The 18,626-nt window shown below is 69.8% G+C and carries 15 protein-coding genes and 1 pseudogene; 9 read left to right on the top strand and 7 right to left on the bottom strand.

Annotated elements, in window-relative coordinates:
* Positions 1-108 precede the first annotated feature (108 nt).
* The 3 genes from JLI01S_RS00875 to JLI01S_RS00865 are packed head-to-tail and all read left to right on the top strand — an operon-like array spanning position 109 to position 3,598.
* Positions 109-783, top strand: a complete 675-nt coding sequence (locus JLI01S_RS00875) for a TetR/AcrR family transcriptional regulator (RefSeq protein WP_068258630.1) — start codon at positions 109-111, stop codon at positions 781-783.
* 23 nt (positions 784-806) lie between these two features.
* Entirely contained in the window at positions 807-2,183 is a 1,377-nt protein-coding gene (locus tag JLI01S_RS00870) for a M20/M25/M40 family metallo-hydrolase (protein WP_068258627.1), read from the top strand.
* The gene (locus JLI01S_RS00865; RefSeq protein ID WP_068258625.1) at positions 2,180-3,598 is read left to right on the top strand and encodes an MFS transporter; all 1,419 of its coding nucleotides are present in this window, start codon (positions 2,180-2,182) and stop codon (positions 3,596-3,598) included. Before JLI01S_RS00870 ends, JLI01S_RS00865 begins: the two co-directional genes overlap by 4 nt.
* Before the next feature lie 18 nt (positions 3,599-3,616).
* On the opposite strand, the gene JLI01S_RS00860 is transcribed toward JLI01S_RS00865, so the two are convergent.
* On the bottom strand, positions 3,617-4,480 hold the full coding sequence (locus JLI01S_RS00860) for a TetR-type transcription factor C-terminal domain-containing protein (protein ID WP_218005438.1): 864 nt from the start codon (positions 4,478-4,480) through the stop codon (positions 3,617-3,619).
* A 178-nt stretch (positions 4,481-4,658) separates the two neighbouring features.
* Between JLI01S_RS00860 and JLI01S_RS00855 the strand changes: the two genes are divergently transcribed.
* The 5 genes from JLI01S_RS00855 (at position 4,659) to JLI01S_RS00835 (ending at position 11,581) form a co-directional block, all read left to right on the top strand.
* Complete coding sequence (locus tag JLI01S_RS00855; RefSeq protein ID WP_068258621.1) at positions 4,659-5,615, top strand: cyclase family protein; 957 nt, start codon at positions 4,659-4,661, stop codon at positions 5,613-5,615.
* A gap of 7 nt (positions 5,616-5,622) precedes the next feature.
* Positions 5,623-7,269, top strand: coding sequence for a class I adenylate-forming enzyme family protein (locus tag JLI01S_RS00850; RefSeq protein WP_068258619.1), 1,647 nt, complete (start codon positions 5,623-5,625; stop codon positions 7,267-7,269).
* Positions 7,262-8,314, top strand: a complete 1,053-nt coding sequence (locus tag JLI01S_RS00845) for a phosphotransferase family protein (protein ID WP_068258617.1) — start codon at positions 7,262-7,264, stop codon at positions 8,312-8,314. Before JLI01S_RS00850 ends, JLI01S_RS00845 begins: the two co-directional genes overlap by 8 nt.
* A gap of 8 nt (positions 8,315-8,322) precedes the next feature.
* The gene (locus JLI01S_RS00840) at positions 8,323-9,570 is read left to right on the top strand and encodes an acyl-CoA dehydrogenase family protein (RefSeq protein ID WP_068258615.1); all 1,248 of its coding nucleotides are present in this window, start codon (positions 8,323-8,325) and stop codon (positions 9,568-9,570) included.
* A 76-nt stretch (positions 9,571-9,646) separates the two neighbouring features.
* Positions 9,647-11,581, top strand: a complete 1,935-nt coding sequence (locus JLI01S_RS00835; protein WP_068258613.1) for an acyl-CoA dehydrogenase family protein — start codon at positions 9,647-9,649, stop codon at positions 11,579-11,581.
* A gap of 41 nt (positions 11,582-11,622) precedes the next feature.
* On the opposite strand, the gene JLI01S_RS00830 is transcribed toward JLI01S_RS00835, so the two are convergent.
* The 3 genes from JLI01S_RS00830 to JLI01S_RS00820 form a co-directional block, all read right to left on the bottom strand.
* Positions 11,623-13,308, bottom strand: a complete 1,686-nt coding sequence (locus JLI01S_RS00830; protein WP_068258612.1) for an ABC-F family ATP-binding cassette domain-containing protein — start codon at positions 13,306-13,308, stop codon at positions 11,623-11,625.
* A gap of 166 nt (positions 13,309-13,474) precedes the next feature.
* Positions 13,475-13,708 (bottom strand): superinfection immunity protein, encoded by a 234-nt coding sequence (locus JLI01S_RS00825; RefSeq protein ID WP_068258611.1) that lies wholly within the window; start codon positions 13,706-13,708, stop codon positions 13,475-13,477.
* Positions 13,709-13,724: 16 nt separating this feature from the next.
* A complete protein-coding gene (locus JLI01S_RS00820; protein WP_068258610.1) occupies positions 13,725-14,564 on the bottom strand; it encodes a PhzF family phenazine biosynthesis protein in 840 nt (279 codons plus the stop codon).
* Positions 14,565-14,595: 31 nt separating this feature from the next.
* Between JLI01S_RS00820 and JLI01S_RS00815 the strand changes: the two genes are divergently transcribed.
* Positions 14,596-15,720 (top strand): cysteine desulfurase family protein, encoded by a 1,125-nt coding sequence (locus tag JLI01S_RS00815; protein WP_068258609.1) that lies wholly within the window; start codon positions 14,596-14,598, stop codon positions 15,718-15,720.
* 100 nt (positions 15,721-15,820) lie between these two features.
* Here the strand turns inward: JLI01S_RS00815 and mgtE are convergent, their stop codons facing one another.
* From mgtE to JLI01S_RS17325, 3 genes and pseudogenes are all read right to left on the bottom strand, one after another.
* Positions 15,821-17,176, bottom strand: a complete 1,356-nt coding sequence (gene mgtE, locus JLI01S_RS00810) for a magnesium transporter (RefSeq protein WP_068258608.1) — start codon at positions 17,174-17,176, stop codon at positions 15,821-15,823.
* Positions 17,177-17,178: 2 nt separating this feature from the next.
* Positions 17,179-18,303, bottom strand: coding sequence for a methyltransferase (locus JLI01S_RS00805; RefSeq protein WP_068258607.1), 1,125 nt, complete (start codon positions 18,301-18,303; stop codon positions 17,179-17,181).
* Positions 18,304-18,381: 78 nt separating this feature from the next.
* Positions 18,382-18,626: pseudogene (locus tag JLI01S_RS17325) on the bottom strand (hypothetical protein); the annotation flags it as partial.

Genomic DNA, 18,626 nt, shown 5'->3' with positions numbered 1-18,626 from the left:
GAGTTGGAGTCGGTTCGGGACCAGGGCGGCGTGCCCGTGATCCCATGTCTGCACTTATACGATACGGACGGTAGCAGGTACCGCAAGTACCTGCTACCGTCCTTCGTTGTGAGCACCACCACCGACGGCCGCAGCGCCCGCTGGGAGGCGCATCGCCAGGAGCGTCGCAAGACACTCGTCGAGTCGGCGATCCGCACCATCCGCACGCGGGGCGCTTCTGTGGGCATGGACGAGATCGCCTCCGAGGCAGGGACCTCCAAGACGGTCTTCTACCGGCACTTCTCCGACCGGCACGGTCTCTACCAGGCCGTGGCCGATCGCGTGGACGAGCTGATCCTGCGCGACATCGGCACCGTCCTGGGCAAGACCACCCAGGGTGGCGGGCTGGGCACCCTCGACCTGGATCCCGGATCGGTCATCCGCGCGGCGATCGACGCCTACCTGCAGCTCGTCGAGCGCGATCCCGAGCTCTACCGCTTCATCGTCTCGGCCCCCATCGTCGGTGCGGAGAAGTCGGGCAACGCCGCACAGGCCGTCGCCAGTGCCACGGGCAAGATGGCCGGACAGATCAGCGACCTCATCGCGGGCGCCCTCGTCGACCGCGGCAACGACCCTGCCCCCGCTCGCCTGTGGGGTCAGTCGCTCGTCGGCCTGGTCCGCGCCGGCGCGGATGCCTGGCTGGCCGGCCTCGCCGGCGACTTCACCCGCGAGGAGCTGAGCGAGCAGCTGAGCAACCTGGCCTGGTCCGGCATCAAGATCGCGTGGAAGCAGTCCTCCGACTGACTACTGACGAGTAGTGTCTGGTCATGTCCACGATCGAACACCCCAGCGTCACCGCGCTGCGCGACCTCCTGCGCCTGCACACCGTCGCCTCCGCGGACGGCGGCGACACCGACCCCGCACCCTTCGTCGAGCTGCATCGACTGCTGCGTGAGCACTTCCCCCTGACCCATGAGATCGGTGAGGTCGTCGACGTACCGCCACACGGGTTGCTGATCCGCGTGCCGGCCGATCCTGAGTCCCCCACCGCCTCGGCCGACCCGGTCGTCCTCATGGCGCACATGGACGTCGTGCCGCTCGGGGACGAGAGTCGCTGGACCCATCCACCGCTCGCCGCGGAGGTCGTCGACGGCGAGATCTGGGGGCGCGGGACGCTCGATGACAAGGGGCAGCTCGTGGCCGTCATCGCCGCGGTCGAGACGCTCCTGGCCGACGGGCAGCGCCCGGCCCGAGAGGTCTGGCTCTCCTTCGGCAGCGACGAGGAGGTCATGGGCACCTGCGCGCGCAATGCCGTCGAGATCCTGCGATCCCGCGGCGTGACGCCGTGGTTCGTGCTGGACGAAGGCGGCGCCGTCGCGTCCGGCGCCTTTCCCGGCGTCACCCGACCGCTCGGTGTCGTGGGCGTCTCGGAGAAGGGAGTCCTCTCCCTTCGCCTCACCGCCAGCGGACGAGGCGGACACGCGTCCCGACCGGCGAAGGGGGGTCCCGCCGCCCGCATCGCCGCCGCCATCACCCGGCTGGAGCGGCACCCCTTCCCCGCCCACCTCTCCCCCGCGACAGTGGAGATGCTGCGCCGCCTGGCCCCGCACCTGCCGGCCCCCGTCCGTCCGCTGGTCGAGCGCGCGGACCGGTTCTCGACCGCACTGGCACGGGTCCTCGTGGCGGCCGGTCCCGAGGCTGCGGCCCTGGCCCGGACGACGGTCGCCGTGACCACCCTCTCGGGGTCCCCGGCGATCAATGTCAGTCCGACCTCGGTGCATGCCGGCCTCAACCTGCGGATCGCCGTCGGCGAGAGCACCGCCGCCGCCACCGAGCGCATCCGACGCATCGTCGGCAAGGACATCGCCGTCGCGGTCGACGAGGCCCACGAGCCCAGCCCCCTGTCCCCCACCGACGACCCCGCCTTCGCGCTGCTGGAGCGCACGGTCACGCAGGTCTTCCCCGAGGCGGTCCCGGTCCCCTATGTCATGTACGCGGCGACCGACTCGCGGCACTTCACCCAGATCTGTCCTCGGGTCTACCGTTTCGCGCCCTTCCGGATGAGCGCCGAGCAGCGCGAGTCCATCCACAGCTACGACGAGCGACTCGGTGTCGAGGACTTCCTCGACGGGATCCGGTGGTACCGCGCCCTGCTCGACTCGCTGGGCGCCGCAACGGTCGCACCCGACGGCGCCACGCCATGAGTCCCACCATCTGGCGGATCGTCGGGTTCCTTGCCGCTGTCGAGATCGCCTCCGGCATCCTGCAGGGCTACTACACGCCGATCTACAGCGACATCGCCGAGCACCTCCACATCGCCGACGGCGACGTCAACTGGTTCGAGGCGGCCCAACTCATCGTGGCCGCACTCGCGGTCCCGGTCCTCTCGCGGCTCGGCGACCTCCACGGGCACCGCCGCATCCTGATCACCGCGACACTGATCACTGCGGCGGGAGGATGGCTCGTGGCCTTCGCCCCGGGCTTCTGGACCTTCCTCATCGGCTGGGCCCTGCAGGGGGCGTACACCGTGTGGCTGCCGATGGAGATCGCGATCCTGCACGAGCGCTCCCGGGATGCCCCGGATCGACCTGCGCTCGTGCGCCGGGGTGCAGCCCTGCTCGTGCTCGCACTCGAGGTCGGTGTCATCGCGGGCGCGCTGAGCGCCGGTGCGCTGCAACCGATCCTGGGCATGACTGGCCTGCTGGCGATCCCGGCTGCAGCGACGACCATCGCGCTCGTGGCCATCGTCCTCGGTGTACGGGACGAGTCCGCGCCGGCGACCGGCCGGCTCGACCTGCCGGGCACCGGGCTGCTCAGCCTGAGCCTGCTGCTCGTGCTCGGGGGCCTCGTCGTCGTCCGGCTCCAAGGGCTTGCGAGTCCCCTTGCCTGGGCGCTCGTCATCCTCGGGTGCGCGGTCCTCTACGCCTTCGTCCGGGTGGAGCAGAGCAGCGCGTCGCCACTCATCGACGTGCGAGCCCTCGCCGCACCCGGCATGTGGCCCGTCCAGCTGGCCGCCGCCCTCTTCGGCATGAGCGTGCTTGGTGCCCAGATCCCCCTGTCGACCTTCGCCCGCACCGACCCCGCGGAGGTCGGCTACGGACTCGGGGTGGACGCCGCGTCGATCGCCAACCTCATCGGTCTCTACGTCGTCTGCATGGCGATCGGTGCGCTGTTGTCCCCCTTCGCCGCTCGTCGTCTCGGGGTGCGCTGGATGCTCGTCGCGTCCGCCGTGCTCGTGGCCATCGGCTACGCGACCTTCATCCCCCTGCACGAGGCCTTGGTCCACGCGATGCTCGCCATGGGGATCGCCGGGCTGGGCTCCGGCGCCCTCGTCGCATCGCTCCCGGCGGCCGCGGCAGCCGTCGCGACCCACGGAGGTACCGCGGAGGCCGCCGGGCTGACCAATGCGACCAAGACCGTCGGCGGCTGCGTGGCCTCGGCGCTCTTCGCCGTCGCGCTGGCCTCGACCGGCAGCATCTCGGACCCGACCGCCGGGCACGCACCGATGTCGGGCTACGTCACGGTGTGGGGCATCTGCGCCGGGTCGGCGCTGCTCGCGGCGCTGGCCCTCTCCCGCCTCCCCGTCGCCGACAAGGAGCTCGACAGCAGCGTCACCTAGACGCCGACCGCCCGTGCCTCACTCCCACTGGGGCCGTCTGGACGGGTCGCACTGGACGAGGTCCAGCGCGAAGTCGACGTAGGAGTCGGCCACCTGCTCCGGCGATGAATCGCCACCGTGCCGGTACCACTGCGGGATGGCAGTGCACATCGTCACGACCGCCCGAGCAGCTTCACGCGGCCGTGGGGTACCAAACGCACCGGCCAGGCAGGCGGCGAGGACCTCTGCATCGATCGTGGCCTGCTCCTGCCGACGCAACCGAGCGATGCGCTCCCGCGCCGGCCTCGCGAGGCTGCGCATCTCCGTCGCTCCGATGAAGCCCAGCTCGCGTCGATGGCTGTGGAAGAGCGCCTGGCACTCCACGAGGAGCGCGAAGCGAGTCCAGGGATCGGTGGCTGCGGTGCCCGCTGCCGTGGTCCGACGCTGCAGCTCCTCCATGGTCCGATCGAGGATCGTCACGAGGAGCTGCTGCTTGCTCGAGTAGTAGTGGTACAGACCGGCAACCGACAGCCCGGCCCGCTCGGCCACGCCCCGCATCGTCGACCCGTGGTACCCGAACTCGAGGAAGCTCTCCAGCGCTCCCCGCAGGGCGGGGTCCAGCTCGAGGGGCTCGTAGTGACGCCAGTCCTCGGGGTCCTCCCGCCCGGCACCGGCAACGGCCGGACCCCAGCGCTCGTCCCGGATCGGGTCCGCGATGCCGACGAGCAAGCGGTCCGCGCGCACACCGAGCGCATCAGCCAGGGTCACCACCCGCTCCGACGAGGTACCCACGTGTCCGTTTTCGATGGCGCTGACCGTGCCGACGCTGACGCCGATCTGGGTCGCCAGCTGCCGCACCGTCAGGCCCCGCCGGCGCCGCAGCTCACGCACTGCCAGACCCATGGCTATCCTGTGGAGCGATGGCTCCGCGCTCTCCCGCATCCGGCTCCTAGCTTCTCCAAAGCGTTCAGTATTGCTGAACATGATCACCGTTGACAACGGTCTGGCTGGCTAGCACGGTGGTCATGTCACTGCTTGAACCTAGTGATTGTTCTGGAAGTCCAGCGCTCAAGGAGGAGCCATGACCGACACCGCACCCGACCTGACCGACCTGCTCAAGGACGCCCCGTCGAACTGGGGCAAGTGGGGACCCGATGACGAGGTCGGCAGCCTGAACTACCTCGGCGCGGAGCAGGTGATCGCCGCCGCCGGTCTCATCCGCAGTGGCAAGGTCTTCCCGATCCAGCGGCTCATCGGCGACCCCAAGGGAGACCCGGTCTGGCCCAGCCGCAAGGCTGCCGTGCGCACCCAGCTTCTCGACGAGTCGACCTGGGACTCCGACGACGCACCGGCCTTCCCCGGTGGTCTGCACTACGCCGACGACAAGATCGAGGCCTTCCTCCAGGGGTCCACCCAGTACGACGCCCTCGGTCACGTCTGGTACGACGGCAAGCTGTGGAACGGGTACGACGCCCGGACCACGGTCGGTGGCATGGACAAGGCGAGCGTGCGCCCCATCGCCGACCGGGGGGTCGTGGGCCGTGCGGTCCTGCTGGACATGGCCCGGTACCTCGGCAAGGACAACCTGGAGTCGGCCGAGACCTACACGCACGAGGACCTCATCGCCTGCGCCGAGAAGCAGGGCGTCGAGCTGCGCAAGCGCGACATCATCATCATCCGCACCAACTACCTCGCCCTCTTCTTCACGCTCGGTGACGCCTTCTACGAGGACTTCTGCGAGCCGGGTCTGCAGTACAGCCCGGAGCTGGTGCAGTGGTTCGCCGACATGGAGATCCCCAACCTCGTGACGGACACCATCGCCAACGAGGTCACCACGGACCCCGACAACGGTGTGGCCCTGACGCTGCACAACGCGCTCATGCGCAACCTCGGGATCGCCTTCACGGAGATCGTCGACCTGGAGGCACTCGCCGCGGACTGTGCCGAGGACGGCGTCTACGAGCTCTTCTACGCCGCCGCGCCGCTCAAGGTCGACAGGGGCAGCGGCTCGCCCGTGAACCCCATCGTCATCAAGTGAGGCGGAGATGACTGCGTACGACGACAAGCCGTGGCTCGGACTGTACGGAGACCAGACCGCCACGATCGAGCCCGAGCACACCTCCGCCCTGGACATGTTCAGGGCGGGGGTGCGGGCCGACCCCGACGGAGATGCCATCAGGTACTTCGACGGCGTCCTCAGCCGGCGTGAGCTGGACGAGCTGAGCGATGCGCTGGCCTGCGGCCTGCTGGCCGAAGGATTCGCACCCGGTGACCGACTGGCGGTCTACCTGCAGAACATCCCGCAGTTCGTCATCGCGATGATCGCCGCCTGGAAGGCCGGCGGGATGCTCGTCTCGATCAACCCGATGAGCAGGGAGAGGGAGCTGACGTACCTGCTGGAGGACTCCGGGGCCACCGTCCTGCTGTCCCAGGAGGGCCTCTACGACCAGTTCGCGCGCCACGTCGTCCCGGAGTCGACCGTGCGTCTGGTCCTGACGACGAGTGAGCTCGAGTACCAGACCGAGGCGGACGCGCGGCTCTTCACCGGCACCACCCGCGCCCGTCACGAGGGCACGACCGACCTGGCGGAGCTCATGGACCGCCACCGCGGTCAGTCGCCGCCGCCGGTCACCCCGACGGCGCAGGACATCGCCTTCCTCACCTACACCTCGGGCACCACGGGACAGCCGAAGGGGGCGATGAACACCCACGGCAATGTCGTCTTCACCGCAATGGTCTATCGAGACTGTGCGAAGTTCGCGCCCGGAGGCTCCGTGCTGGGCATCGCACCGCTCTTCCACATCACCGGTCTCATCGGGCACATCGCCGTCAGCCTGTTGGCGCCGATGCCCTTGGTGCTCGCCTACCGCTTCGAGCCCGGCGTCATTCTCGACGCCCTCACAAGGCACCGTCCGACGTGCACGATCGGGGCGATCACTGCCTTCAACGCACTGCTCGATCATCCCGAGGCCACGGCTGACCACTTCTCGTCGCTGCAGACGGTGTACTCGGGCGGAGCAGCGATCTCGCCCACGGCCGAGCGACGATTCAGGGAGGCGACGGGTCGCCAGGTGCACAACGCCTACGGACTCACGGAGACGACGAGCCCCATGACGCTCACCCCCTTCGGGGCAGCGTCACCGGTCGATCCAGCGTCGGGGGCCCTCTCGGTCGGGGCTCCGGTGCCGTCGACGATCGTGCGCATCCAGGACGACAACGGGGTCGACCTCCCTCTCGGCGAGATCGGCGAGATCGTCGCCGAGGGTCCGCAGATCGTGGCCGGGTACTGGCAGAAGCCGGCCGAGACCGCCGCGTCCCTGCCCGGTGGAGCACTCCACAGTGGCGATGTCGGGTTCATGAACGAGGACGGCTGGATCTTCATCGTCGACCGCAAGAAGGACATGATCAACGCTTCCGGCTACAAGGTCTGGCCGCGGGAGGTCGAGGACGTCCTGGCCGAGCACCCCGCGGTCCGCGAGGCAGCCGTCATCGGGGTGCCGGACGACAAGCGCGGCGAGACGGTCAAGGCCTTCGTCAGTCTGCGGGCGGGTCAGCAGGTGGAGCCGGACGAGATCATCGCCTTCTGCAAGGAGCGGATGGCGGCGTACAAGTACCCCCGCCAGCTCGAGATCATCGAAGAGCTCCCCAAGACGGTGACGGGCAAGATCCTGCGCAGGCAGCTTCGTGGCTGATCCGACGGTCCCACCGGCCGAAGGGGACCTGCCGGGGCTCCCCCTTCGCCGCCTGGGTCCGTACCTGGCCGAGCACCTGCCCGAGGTCGGCGATGGGGCGCTGCACGCATCGCTGATCTCGGGCGGCCGCTCCAACCTGACCTATCTCCTGACCGACGGAGATCGGCGCTGGGTCCTGCGCCGCCCACCGCTGGGGGCCGTCCTCGAGACCGCGCACGACATGGGGCGTGAGTACCGCATGATCGAGGCGCTCCACCCGAGCAGCGTCCCGGTCCCGCGACCGGTGCACCTGGCCGGCGCCGAGGGCGAGGCCATCCTGGGCGCCCCCTTCTTCATCATGGGCTTCGCCGAAGGGGAGGTCCTCAGGGAGCGCGACCAGCTCGCCCACGTGGCGGATCCGGACATCCTGGCCCGCCGCCTGATGCAGTGCCTGGCCGAGCTGCACGCCGTCGATCCCGACGAGGTGGGTCTGGGCGACCTCGGGCGTCCCGAGGGATACCTGGAGCGACAGATCGATCGGTGGTTGCGACAGGTGGGATCAATCGACTCCCCCCTCCTCCCCCGTTTCGACGAGGTCGCTGCCTCCCTTCGCGGCGATCTGCCCAGGACCCAGCGCACGCGACTCGTCCACGGTGACTACCGCCTCGACAATGTCGTCGTCGATCGTGGAGACACGATCGTCGCCATCCTCGACTGGGAGATGGCCACCCGCGGTGACCCACTGGCAGACGTCGCCAACACACTCGTGTGGTGGGACGGCCTGAAGGGACTGGACTCACCCATCGCCGCCCACCCGGGCGACCAGTCCGGCTACCCGGGACGTCAGGCCCTCGTGGACTCCTATGCGGAGATGTCCGACCTGGACCTGGACCGGCTCGACTGGTACCTCGCCTTCGCGTCCTACAAGATCGCCGCGATCTTCGAGGGCATCCGCCATCGTCATGACGAGGGGATGACCGTCGGCGAGGACTTCGAGCGGATCGGCCCGCTCGTCCCCCATCTGCTCGACTCCGCCACAGCCGCTCATGCCGGCTCACACCCCTGAGGACCACCATGGCCGTCCACACCGCCCGTCCACTGGCCCCGCCGTCCGAGCACGCCGAGGAGCTGCGCCTGCGGATGCGCGACTTCATGCGGGACGAGGTCCTCCCCGCGGAGGCGACCTACGCGAGACAGCGAGCTCACGGAGGACTCCACGACGCGCCGCCGGTACTGGAGGACCTGAAGTCCCGCGCCAAGGAGCGTGGTCTGTGGAACCTCTTCCTGCCCTCGGAGTCGGGTCTAACCCAGCTCGAGTACGCCCCCATCGCCGAGCTGTCGGGGTGGAGCCTCGAGATGGGTCCGGAAGCCATCAACGGAGCCGCGCCCGACACCGGCAACATGGAGCTGCTCCACCTCGTGGGGACACCGGAGCAGCGCGAGCAGTGGCTCGAGCCCCTGCTGGACGGCCGGATCCGATCGGCATTCGCGATGACCGAGCCGGACGTGGCGAGCAGTGATGCCACCAACATCCGCACCAGGATCGAGCGCGACGGCGACACCTACGTCATCAACGGCCGCAAGTGGTGGACGAGTGGTGCCATGGACCCGCGGTGCACGGTCCTCATCGTCATGGGCCGGACCGACCCCGACGCCGACGCGCATCGTCAGCAGTCCATGATCATCGTCCCCACCGACACCCCCGGTGTCGAGATCGTGCGCGACCTGCCCGTCTTCGGCCACCACGACCAGCACGGCCACGCCATCGTCACGTTCACCGACGTGCGCGTCCCGGTGACCAACCTCCTGGGCGACGCAGGGGGTGGCTTCGCCGCGGCCCAGCTGCGGCTCGGGCCGGGCCGCATCCACCACTGCATGCGTGCACTCGGTGCTGCCGAGCGAGCCCTGGCCCTCCTGGTGGCCCGCGCCAAGGACCGTGTGGCCTTCGGCGGCCCGCTCAGCGACCAAGGGGTCGTCCAGCAGCAGATCGCCGAGTCGCGACTGGAGATCACCCAGGCCCGGCTCATCTGCCACCAGGCCTGCCAGGTGATCGACACCGAAGGCAACCGGGCCGCACGAGACCTCGTCGCCATGGCCAAGGTGGCCGTGCCCCGCGCGGCCACGCAGGTCATCGACCGGGCCATCCAGGTCCACGGCGGGGCTGGCGTGACGGATGTGACGCCCTTGTCGGCGATGTACGCCTGGCACCGGGCGATGCGGCTCTTCGACGGCCCCGACGAGGTCCACCTGCGCTCGCTGGCCCGCACCGAGCTGCGCATCGAGCCCGAGCTGCCGCCGGGGGACATCAGCGTCCCGGAGTGACCGGGGCGAGGTGACCGGGTGGGGTCACCCAAGCGGGGTCTCCCCTGCGGCAGTGGGGTCTGCGAGGATGCGGGGCATGAGCGCCGAGCAGACCAAGGACCCCGTCGCCGAGCAGATCCGCATCGTCCTCGACGGTCGATGGGGGGCCATCAGGCAAGAGCTGCGTGCCGACCCACGCTTCCCCGTCGCTGTGCCCGATCTACGACTGGGACTGGACGAGCACCGTCAGCGCACCCTGGAGCTCGTCACCGCGTTGAGCACGACGGAGCTGGTGCGCGCCACCCTCCCGGAGTCCGTCGGTGGCACCGGCGACGTCGGCGCCTCGGTCACCGGTCTCGAGATGACCGGGCACGGTGACCTGTCGGTGTTCGTCAAGGCCGGAGTGCAGTTCGGGCTCTTCGGGGGCGCGATCGCCAACCTCGGCACCGAGCAGCACCATGAGCGCTACCTGCCGGGCATGGCGGACCTGTCCATCCCCGGGTGCTTCGCGATGACCGAGACGGGTCACGGCTCCGACGTGCAGTCGATCCTCACCACGGCCACCCACGACCCCGAGACGGACGAGCTGGTGATCCACTCCCCTTCGCCCGCTGCTCGCAAGGACTACATCGGGGGCGCCGCCAGGGACGCCCGTCTGGCCGCCGTCTTCGCCCAGCTCGTCGTCGGCGGCGAGAGCCAAGGCGTGCACTGCGTGCTGGTGCCGCTCCGTGATGAGGCGGGTCAGGCGATGCCCGGGGTCACCATCGGTGACTGCGGCTCCAAGATGGGTCTGCTGGGCGTCGACAACGGCCGGCTGATGTTCGACCAGGTCCGGGTGCCGCGCGCCAACCTGCTCAACAAGTACGGCGACATCGACGACGAAGGCCGCTACTCCTCCCCCATCGAGAGCATCAACCGGCGCTTCTTCACCATGCTCGGCACCCTCGTCCGCGGCCGGGTCACGGTCGCTGCCGGCGCAGGGGCGGCCGCCCGCAGCGCTCTGACGATCGCCGTCCGCTACGGCCTGCAGCGCACGCAGTTCCACTACCCCGACGGTGAGCACGAGGTCGTGGTCCTGGACTACCGCGCCCACCAGCGCAAGCTGCTCCCGCGCCTGGCGAAGTCCTACGCGCTAGCCCTCGCTCAGAACGCACTGGTGGAAAGGATGGCCGCCATCAACACCGGGGAGATCACCGACGAGTCCGCACAGCGCGAGCTCGAGGCACGGGCGGCCGGGCTCAAGGCGATCACGACCGAGCACGCGACGGACACCATCCAGGTCTGCCGTGAGGCCTGTGGTGGAGCCGGCTACATGACGCTCAACCGGTTCACCGACCTCAAGGCGGACACCGATGTCTTCACCACCTTCGAGGGTGACAACACGGTGCTCCTGCAGCTCGTGGCCAAGGGCATGCTCACCGAGTACAAGAGCGACTTCCAGGAGCTCGACACGCGTGGGGCCATCCTCTTCGGCGCCCGTCAGGTGACGACCTCGGTCATCGAGCGCACCATCGGTGGCTCGCTCATCCAGCGCCTGATCTCCGGCGCACCGGGCAAGGACGGGGATGACGCCCTGCTCGAGCGGGGTGGCCAGCTCGCCTTCTTCGAGGATCGCGAGTCGCACCTGACCGAGACCCTCGCCATGCGCCTGCGCGGGGCGGGCGACGAGGACGCCGACGCCTTCACGGTCTTCAACGAGGCGCAGGACCACCTGCTCGACGCGGCTCGGGCCCACGTCGACCGGATCATGCTCGAGGCCTTCGTCACCGCCATCGACGAGGCACCTCAGGGTCCTGGCCGAGACCTGCTCGACCTGGTCTGCGACCTCTTCGTCTTCAGCACCGTCGAGGCCAACCGGGCGTGGTTCATCGAGCACGGCCGACTCAGCTCCAGCCAGTCCAAGGGAGTCGTGGCGCGGGTCAACCAGCTGTGCGGCGAGCTGCGTCCGCATGCTGCCACCCTCGTCAATGGCTTCGGCATCCCCGACGCGTGGCTGACCACCGAGATGATGGCGGACCTCGCCGAGTTCTGAGGGTTGCCCCGACGCCGCGTGCGCCACGGGCCGGCCTGACGTCACCGGGCGCGGGTGACCCGCCCTTCGTCCCAGACGGGTTCGTCGGTCTCCCGCACGCGCCCGTCGGCGCCGTAGACGAGGTACCGGTCGAAGCCGCGGGCGAACCAGCGGTCGTGAGTGACCGCGAGGACGGTCCCCTCGAAGGCGTCCAGCCCCTCCTCGAGCGCCTCGGCGGACTCGACGTCGAGGTTGTCGGTCGGCTCGTCGAGCAGGAGCAGCGTGGCACCGGACAGCTCGAGGAGCAGGATCTGGAAGCGCGCCTGCTGACCGCCGGAGAGTGACTCGAAGACCTGCTCGCCCTGGTGGGCCAGCTCGTAGCGGTCGAGCACCCGGCTGGCCGCCTCACGCCCCAGCCCGGAGCGGTGGTCGTCACCGCGGTGCAGGATCGTCAGCAGCGTGCGACCGATCAGCTCGGGGTGCTCGTGCGTCTGCACGAACCAGCCCGGGCGCACGCGCGCGCCGAGCCTGGCCAGGCCGCTGTGGGCGACGGGAGCGATGACGGCCTCGCCGACCGGCAGGTTGTCGATCTCGGGGTCGCTCCCACCGGCCGCGAGCAGCCGCAGGAAGTGCGACTTGCCGGAGCCGTTGGACCCCAGCACGGCCACCCGCTCGCCGTACCAGACCTCGAGGTCGAAGGGCTGCATGAGATCGGTCAGCTCGAGCCGCTCGCAGACCACGGCACGCTTGCCCGTACGGCCACCGAGCAGGCGCATCGTGACCTTTTGCTCACGCGGCTGCTCGGACGGGGGGCCCTCGGCCTCGAAGCGCGCCAGCCGGGTCTGCGCCGACTGGTAGCGCGTGGCCATGTCGGAGTTGTACTTCGCCTTCTGCTTGTACATGAGGACGAGCGCCTTGAGCTTGACCCGCTCCTCGTCCCACCGCTTGCGCAGCTCCTCGAAGCGGGCGAAGCGCTCCTGCCGGGCCTCGTGGTAGCTCCCGAAGCCACCCGGGTGCGTCCACACCCGGTTGCCGGCGCTGCCGAGCTCCACGGTGACGACGCGCGTCGCGGTGTTGGCCAGGAGCTCGCGGTCGTGGCTGATGTAGAGGATCGTCTTGTCCGAGGCACGGATCTGCTCCTCCATCCAGATCTTGCCCGGCACGTCGAGATAGTTGTCCGGCTCGTCGAGCAGCAGCACCTCGTCGGGTCCGCGCAGCAGGTACTCGAGGACGAGCCGCTTCTGCTCGCCACCGGAGAGGGTCGACAGCTCCCGGTACTTGCATCGCTCGAAGGGGACAGCCAGCGCTGCGATCGTGCACACGTCCCAGACGACCTCTTGGTCGTAGCCTCCGGCATCGCCGTAGTCCGACAGCGCGGTCGCGTACTGCATCTGGGTGCGCTCGTCCTCGGTCTCCATCAGCCTCAGCTCGAGCCGATCGACCTCGGCGGCAGCGTCGCGGACGGCCTTGGGAGAGACCGACATCAGCAGGTCGGCGACCGTCGGCGCCTCCCCCAGCCCGGCTCCGACGTGCTGGCGCATGATCCCGAGCCCACCGGTGCGGGCGACCGCCCCGGCGTGCGGCGTGAGCTCGCCGGTGATGATGCGCATCAAGGTGGTCTTGCCGGCGCCGTTGGCGCCCACGAGCGCGACCTTGGCGCCCTCGCCGACGCGGAAGGAGACCTCGTCGAGCAGCACCCGTCCGTCCGAGAGCTCGTATCGGACTCCGGTCACGTCAACATGTCCCACGAAGGGGGATCCTCCCCGATATCTGGGGTGGGCACCACCGAGTTGCGCCCAGCACACTCCCTGCCCTTCGAGACGCTCGGCCGTGGGCGGCCTCGCTCCTCAGGAACCGTCTCCCGCTCCCTGAGGAGGTTGCGCAGCAACCGACTCGAAGGGCCGTCTCCAAGGGTCAGCGCACCTCGAGGATGCGGTGCTCCTTGATCGACATGACGAGCGCGATGATCCACCCGACGACGGTCCAGCCGAGCAGCAGGTTGATCCAGAAGACCGACCACGCGTTGCGGGTGCCCCGCACGGCGGCGATGGCCCACGGCAGCATGTAGCCGGCCGAGAGGATGGCGACGATGATCGCCACCGGAGCGCTGACGACTCGGGTCTTTTGATCAGTGACGATGCGTGCCATGCGTGTCAGCCTACGGTCAGAGGCTGATGGTTCCCCGGATGAGGGTGGTCGTGGCGCCACCGACCCAGACGGCCCCGTCATCGCCGACATCGATGGCGACGATGCCCTCTCGCCCGACCCGGGTCCCCTGTGTGGCGACGTAACGCTGCGGGGCCTCCCCTGCACCGACAAGCCACTGGGCGAGGCTCGCGTTGAGGCTGCCGGTGACCGGGTCCTCGACGGCCAGGTCGCCGACGAGGGCGCGGGTCTCGTACAACGCCTCGCTCCCCTGCGGGTGGAACCCGACGACACCCAGCTTGCGCCCGCTCAGCCGTGACCAGTCCGGCTCAAGCGCCAGGACGTCCTCGGCGCTGGCGAGCCGGATCGCGGCCCAGCCGGGTCCGTTGTCGACCCACTGGTGGGCCTCGACTGCGTCGCGTGCGATGCCGAACCCCTCGCAGATGTTGTCGAGCTCGACAGCGTCGAGGGGCCCCTCGCGCACGAGTGGTGGCGCCGCGAAGGCCAGGCCGGACTCCCCCCTGCGCACCTCGATCAGTCCCGCAGCGCACTCCTGCACGACACGGTCCTCTGCACGTGGACTGCCGCCGTGCTCCAGCCAGGCGTGGGCCGTGCCGAGCGTCGGGTGACCGGCGAAGGGAAGCTCCCGGGATGGCGTGAAGATGCGCACCCGGTAGTCCGCCGCGGTGGTCGTCGCAGGCAGGACGAAGGAGGTCTCCGAGAGATTGGTCCACAGGGCGAGGCGCTGCATCTGCTCGTCACTGAGCCCATCGGCGTCAAGCACCACGGCGAGCGGGTTGCCGCGGTATGGCTGGGAGCCGAAGACATCGACCTGGGCGAAGGGGCGGGTGCGGGGCATGCCCTCATCATCGCGCAGGCAGGATGGAGACATGAGCGACCACACGGATGTGTACCTCGACCACAACGCGACGACCCCGATCGCGCGGGAGGTCGCGGACGCCATGTGGCCCTACCTCACGGAGCACTTCGGCAACCCGTCGAGCGCCTCATCCCAGGGCCGCACGGCCCGCGCTGCCGTCGACCTGGCTCGTGAGCAGGTCGCCCAGCTCATCGCGGCGCATCCTGACGAGGTCGTCTTCACCTCCGGAGGAACGGAGTCCAACAACCTGGCGATCCGTGGCAGCGCTGCCGTCGCCACGCCCCACGTCGCTGTGACCTCGCAGATCGAGCACCCCGCGACCGTCGAGCCACTGGCCCACATCGCGACCCAGCACGGATGGGCTGTCCACGAGTTGCCGGTGGACACTGAGTGCCGAGTCCGCCTTGACGAATTCCCCTCAGGCAGAGTCGGGTTGGGCACGCTGATCCTGGCGCACAACGAGACGGGTGCGATCCAGCCGGTCGCAGAGTTTGCCGCACGCGTGCACTCGGCCGGTGGCGTCGTGAACGCAGACGCGGCGCAGAGCGTGGGCAAGATCCCGGTCGCGGTCGACGACCTCGACGTGGACCTGCTGTCGATCGCGGGGCACAAGCTCTACGGGCCGAAGGGCGTTGGCGCCCTCTACGTGCGACGTGGCACCGGGCTCACGCCCGTGATGCGTGGTGGCGGGCAGGAAGGGGGGATCCGGCCTGGCACCGAGGACGTCGCGAGCATCGTCGGGCTCGGCACGGCGGCCGAGCTCGCGGCCGGGCTGCTGGTGAGCGAGGCCGACCGGCAGAGCGACTTGCGGGACCTCCTGTGGGACCGGCTGGCTGCTGCGGTCGCGGGCCTGGTCCGGGTCTCCCCCGTCGAGGGCTGTCTGCCCAACACGCTCATGGTGGCCGTACCAGGGCGCTTGGGCGCGCAGCTCCTCGAGTCGATGTCGGGCCTGTCGGCCTCCACCGGCAGCGCCTGCCATGCCGGGACGCACACTCCCTCTGCGGCGCTGCTGGCGATGGGGATCGACCACGCCACCGCACTCGGGGCGCTGCGGCTGACCCTCGGGAGGGGGACGACGCGCGACGAGATCGACCATGCGGCCGCCGCGATCGTCGAGGCCGTCCGCGCCTCCTGAGTCCCGGGCCCACGGCGGCTGACGACCGCCGGGTGCCGGGTGCCGGAGCGATGACCTCGTTCGGCACACGCACGCTCCATCAGGCCCGGCGGCGCAGCGGTCACAGGCCCAGGATCGAGATGGCCACGAGGAAGTAGACGAGCAGGCCGCTGGCGTCGCAGAAGGTCGAGATGAACGGGGTGGAGAAGACCGCCGGGTCCACGCGACACGCTCTGGCCACGATGGGGACGACCCCGCCGACGGTGGCAGCGATCGGGCAGTTGACCACCAGGGTCAGGCCGATGACCGCACCGATCCCCGGCCCGTAGACCAGTGTCGCGATGGCGAAGGCGACCGTCGCCAGCAGCAGGCCGAGGCACACACCGATGCGCACCTCCTTGAAGGCGACGCTGGCAACGTCCCGCTTGCGGACCTCCTCCATGGCGAGTGCGCGGGTCACCGTCGTGGCCGCCTGCGACCCGGTGTTGCCACCGATGCCGGTGAGCAGGGGGATGAAGAGGGCCAAGGCCACCTGCTGCTCGAGGGTGGCCTCGAACATCTCCAGGACCTGCACGGTGAGCACCGCAGAGATCGCCAGGACGAAGAGCCAGACGACGCGGGCGCGGGCGATGACATGGATCGGTGTCAGGAGGTAGGGACGCCGCAGGGGCTCGGTGGCTCCGGCGCGCGCTTGGTCCTCTGCCACCGCCCTCTTGTCCAGGCGTGCGGCATCGGTGATGGGCAGCACCCCCACGAGCCGGCTCTCGAGGTCGACGACGGGCATGAGCAGCTGACCGGTGTCGAGGATCCGGCGAGCCGCGTGCTCGGCGTCGTCCTCGGTCATCACGGATCGTGGATCACGGTCCATGACGGCCCCGACCGTGGTCTCCCTCGGGTGCCGCAGCAGGTCCACCATGTCGACGCTCCCGAGCAGGGTGCGGCCACGGCTCGTCACGGGGATCACCGACACGACGTCTGCGTCGCCGTCGTGTCGTCCCACGGCGTCCAGCACCTCACCGAGGGTCTCGTCCTCCGTGGCCCGCACGGCCACCGATGACATCCGTCTGCCCACGGAGCCGACGGGGTAGCCCAGGAGCTCCATGGTGGCGTCGAGCTCGTGCTCGCCGAAGGCGCCCACGAGCCGGGTGGCCACCCGTGCCGGGAGCTCGTCGAGCAACCGGGCCTGCTCATCGGGGTCGAGTCCGGCGAAGACCATGGTGAGCGGGGCGTGGCCGAGGTGGCTGATCAGGTCCGCTTGGGTGGCTGTGTCCAGGTCGTCGAAGACGGCTGCCGCGAGGTCCTTGTCGAGCAACCGGAACATCACGGCCGAGTCGGAGATCGGCATCGACTCGATCCCCTCCACCAGCTGTCGCACCGACAGGGCGCGAGACCTCTCGGACAGGAGGGTGAGCTCACGCTCCTGGACGAGTCGGCGCACGCCGTCGATGTCGAGGTGCTCGGGCTCGGGCTCGGGCATTGCTACCCCACGCTGCTGATGACGGCCAGCCGCCACAGCGAGGTGACCTCACCGCGACGGGCCTCGTGGAGCGCGTCCTTTGCGTCGTCAGCGCGACCATGGCGCGGCACCGTCTCGAGCCGGTCGGTGACGCGCAGCCCGGCATCGACGATCCAGCCGAGCAGCTCCTCGCGGGTCCGCAGCCCGAGCCGCTCGGCCAGGTCCGACAGGACCAGCCATCCCTCACCTCCGGGCTCGAGGTGCTCGGCCAGCCCGGAGAGGAAGCGACGCAGCATGTCGGAGCCGGGGTCGTAGATGCCGGCCTCGAGCGCGGAGGTCGGCTCGCCCGGCAGCCACGGAGGGTTGCACACGACGAGGTCGGCGCGGCCCTCTGGGAAGAGGTCCGCCTCGAGCGCGGTCACCCGCTCGGAGACGCCGAGCCGGGCGATGTTGTCGGCGGCGCTGGCCACCGCGCGCGGGTTGATGTCGGTCGCGACCACGTGACCGATGCCCCTGCGCGCCAGCACCACGGCCAGGACGCCCGTGCCCGTGCCGAGGTCGAAGGCGGTCCGGGGAGGGGTGTCGCCCAGGGGCGCATTGACGACGAGGTCAACGTACTCGCCTCGCACGGGCGAGAAGACGCCATAGCCGGGGTGCACGCTCTCCCCCAGACCCGGGACGTGCACTCCCTTCGCCTGCCACTGGTGCGCGCCGATGACCCCGAGCAGCTCGGTGAGCGCGATGACCTTGCCGCTCGGCTCGCCGTAGGCGGCGGTGCACGCCTCGCGGACGTCCGGAGCGCGTCGCAGGTCGAGCGAGTGGTCGTCCTCGAGCTCGACGAGCAGGCGTCCGAGGAGGGTGGCGCGCTCGGTGCGCACGACTCGGTGGCTGGCGAAGGTCACCTCGCCGCGCTCACGCTTGGCGGTGCGTCGCTGGACGCGACGATCCAGCGCCTTCAGCAGCTGCCGAGCATTGTGATAATCGCCGCGCCAGAGGATCGCGGTCCCCGAGCGCACCATGCGCATGGCGGTGTCCGCAGTCAGTGCGTCATTGGCCACGACGACCTTGGTCGGAGCGGGGGCGCCGCTCTCGGAGTGCCACCCGGTCAGCCGATCGGCGCCGTCCTCGACCCAGCTGATGTTGTCCATGGTCCAGCGAGTCTAGGTGCTGGCCCCGGTTGCCACGTGCCACGTGCCGACACAAGAAGCTGGTTGGGGCGCAGCCCTCTACGCCGCGTCGAGCAGCACCTCGTAGTGGACCTCGATCGGTGAACGTGTCGTCTCGAAGGCACCCTCTCGATGCCATGTCTGCGTGCGGCACGACGGGTCGGGGTCACGCGATCGGCCATGCCCCAACAAGGGTGGCGCCACGCAGGAGTAGTCCGTGCCGGTCGGGGTCGTGAGGGCGACTTCGTGCGGTCCACCGCCGGGATCCAACCCGGTCGAGACAACCTGCGCCCGCCAGCCGGGTG

It is taken from the genome of Janibacter limosus NBRC 16128 (assembly GCF_001570985.1).
GTDB lineage: Bacteria > Actinomycetota > Actinomycetes > Actinomycetales > Dermatophilaceae > Janibacter > Janibacter limosus.
Note: the sequence above shows the minus strand (reverse complement) of the source record. Positions and strands in the feature narration are given on the sequence as shown.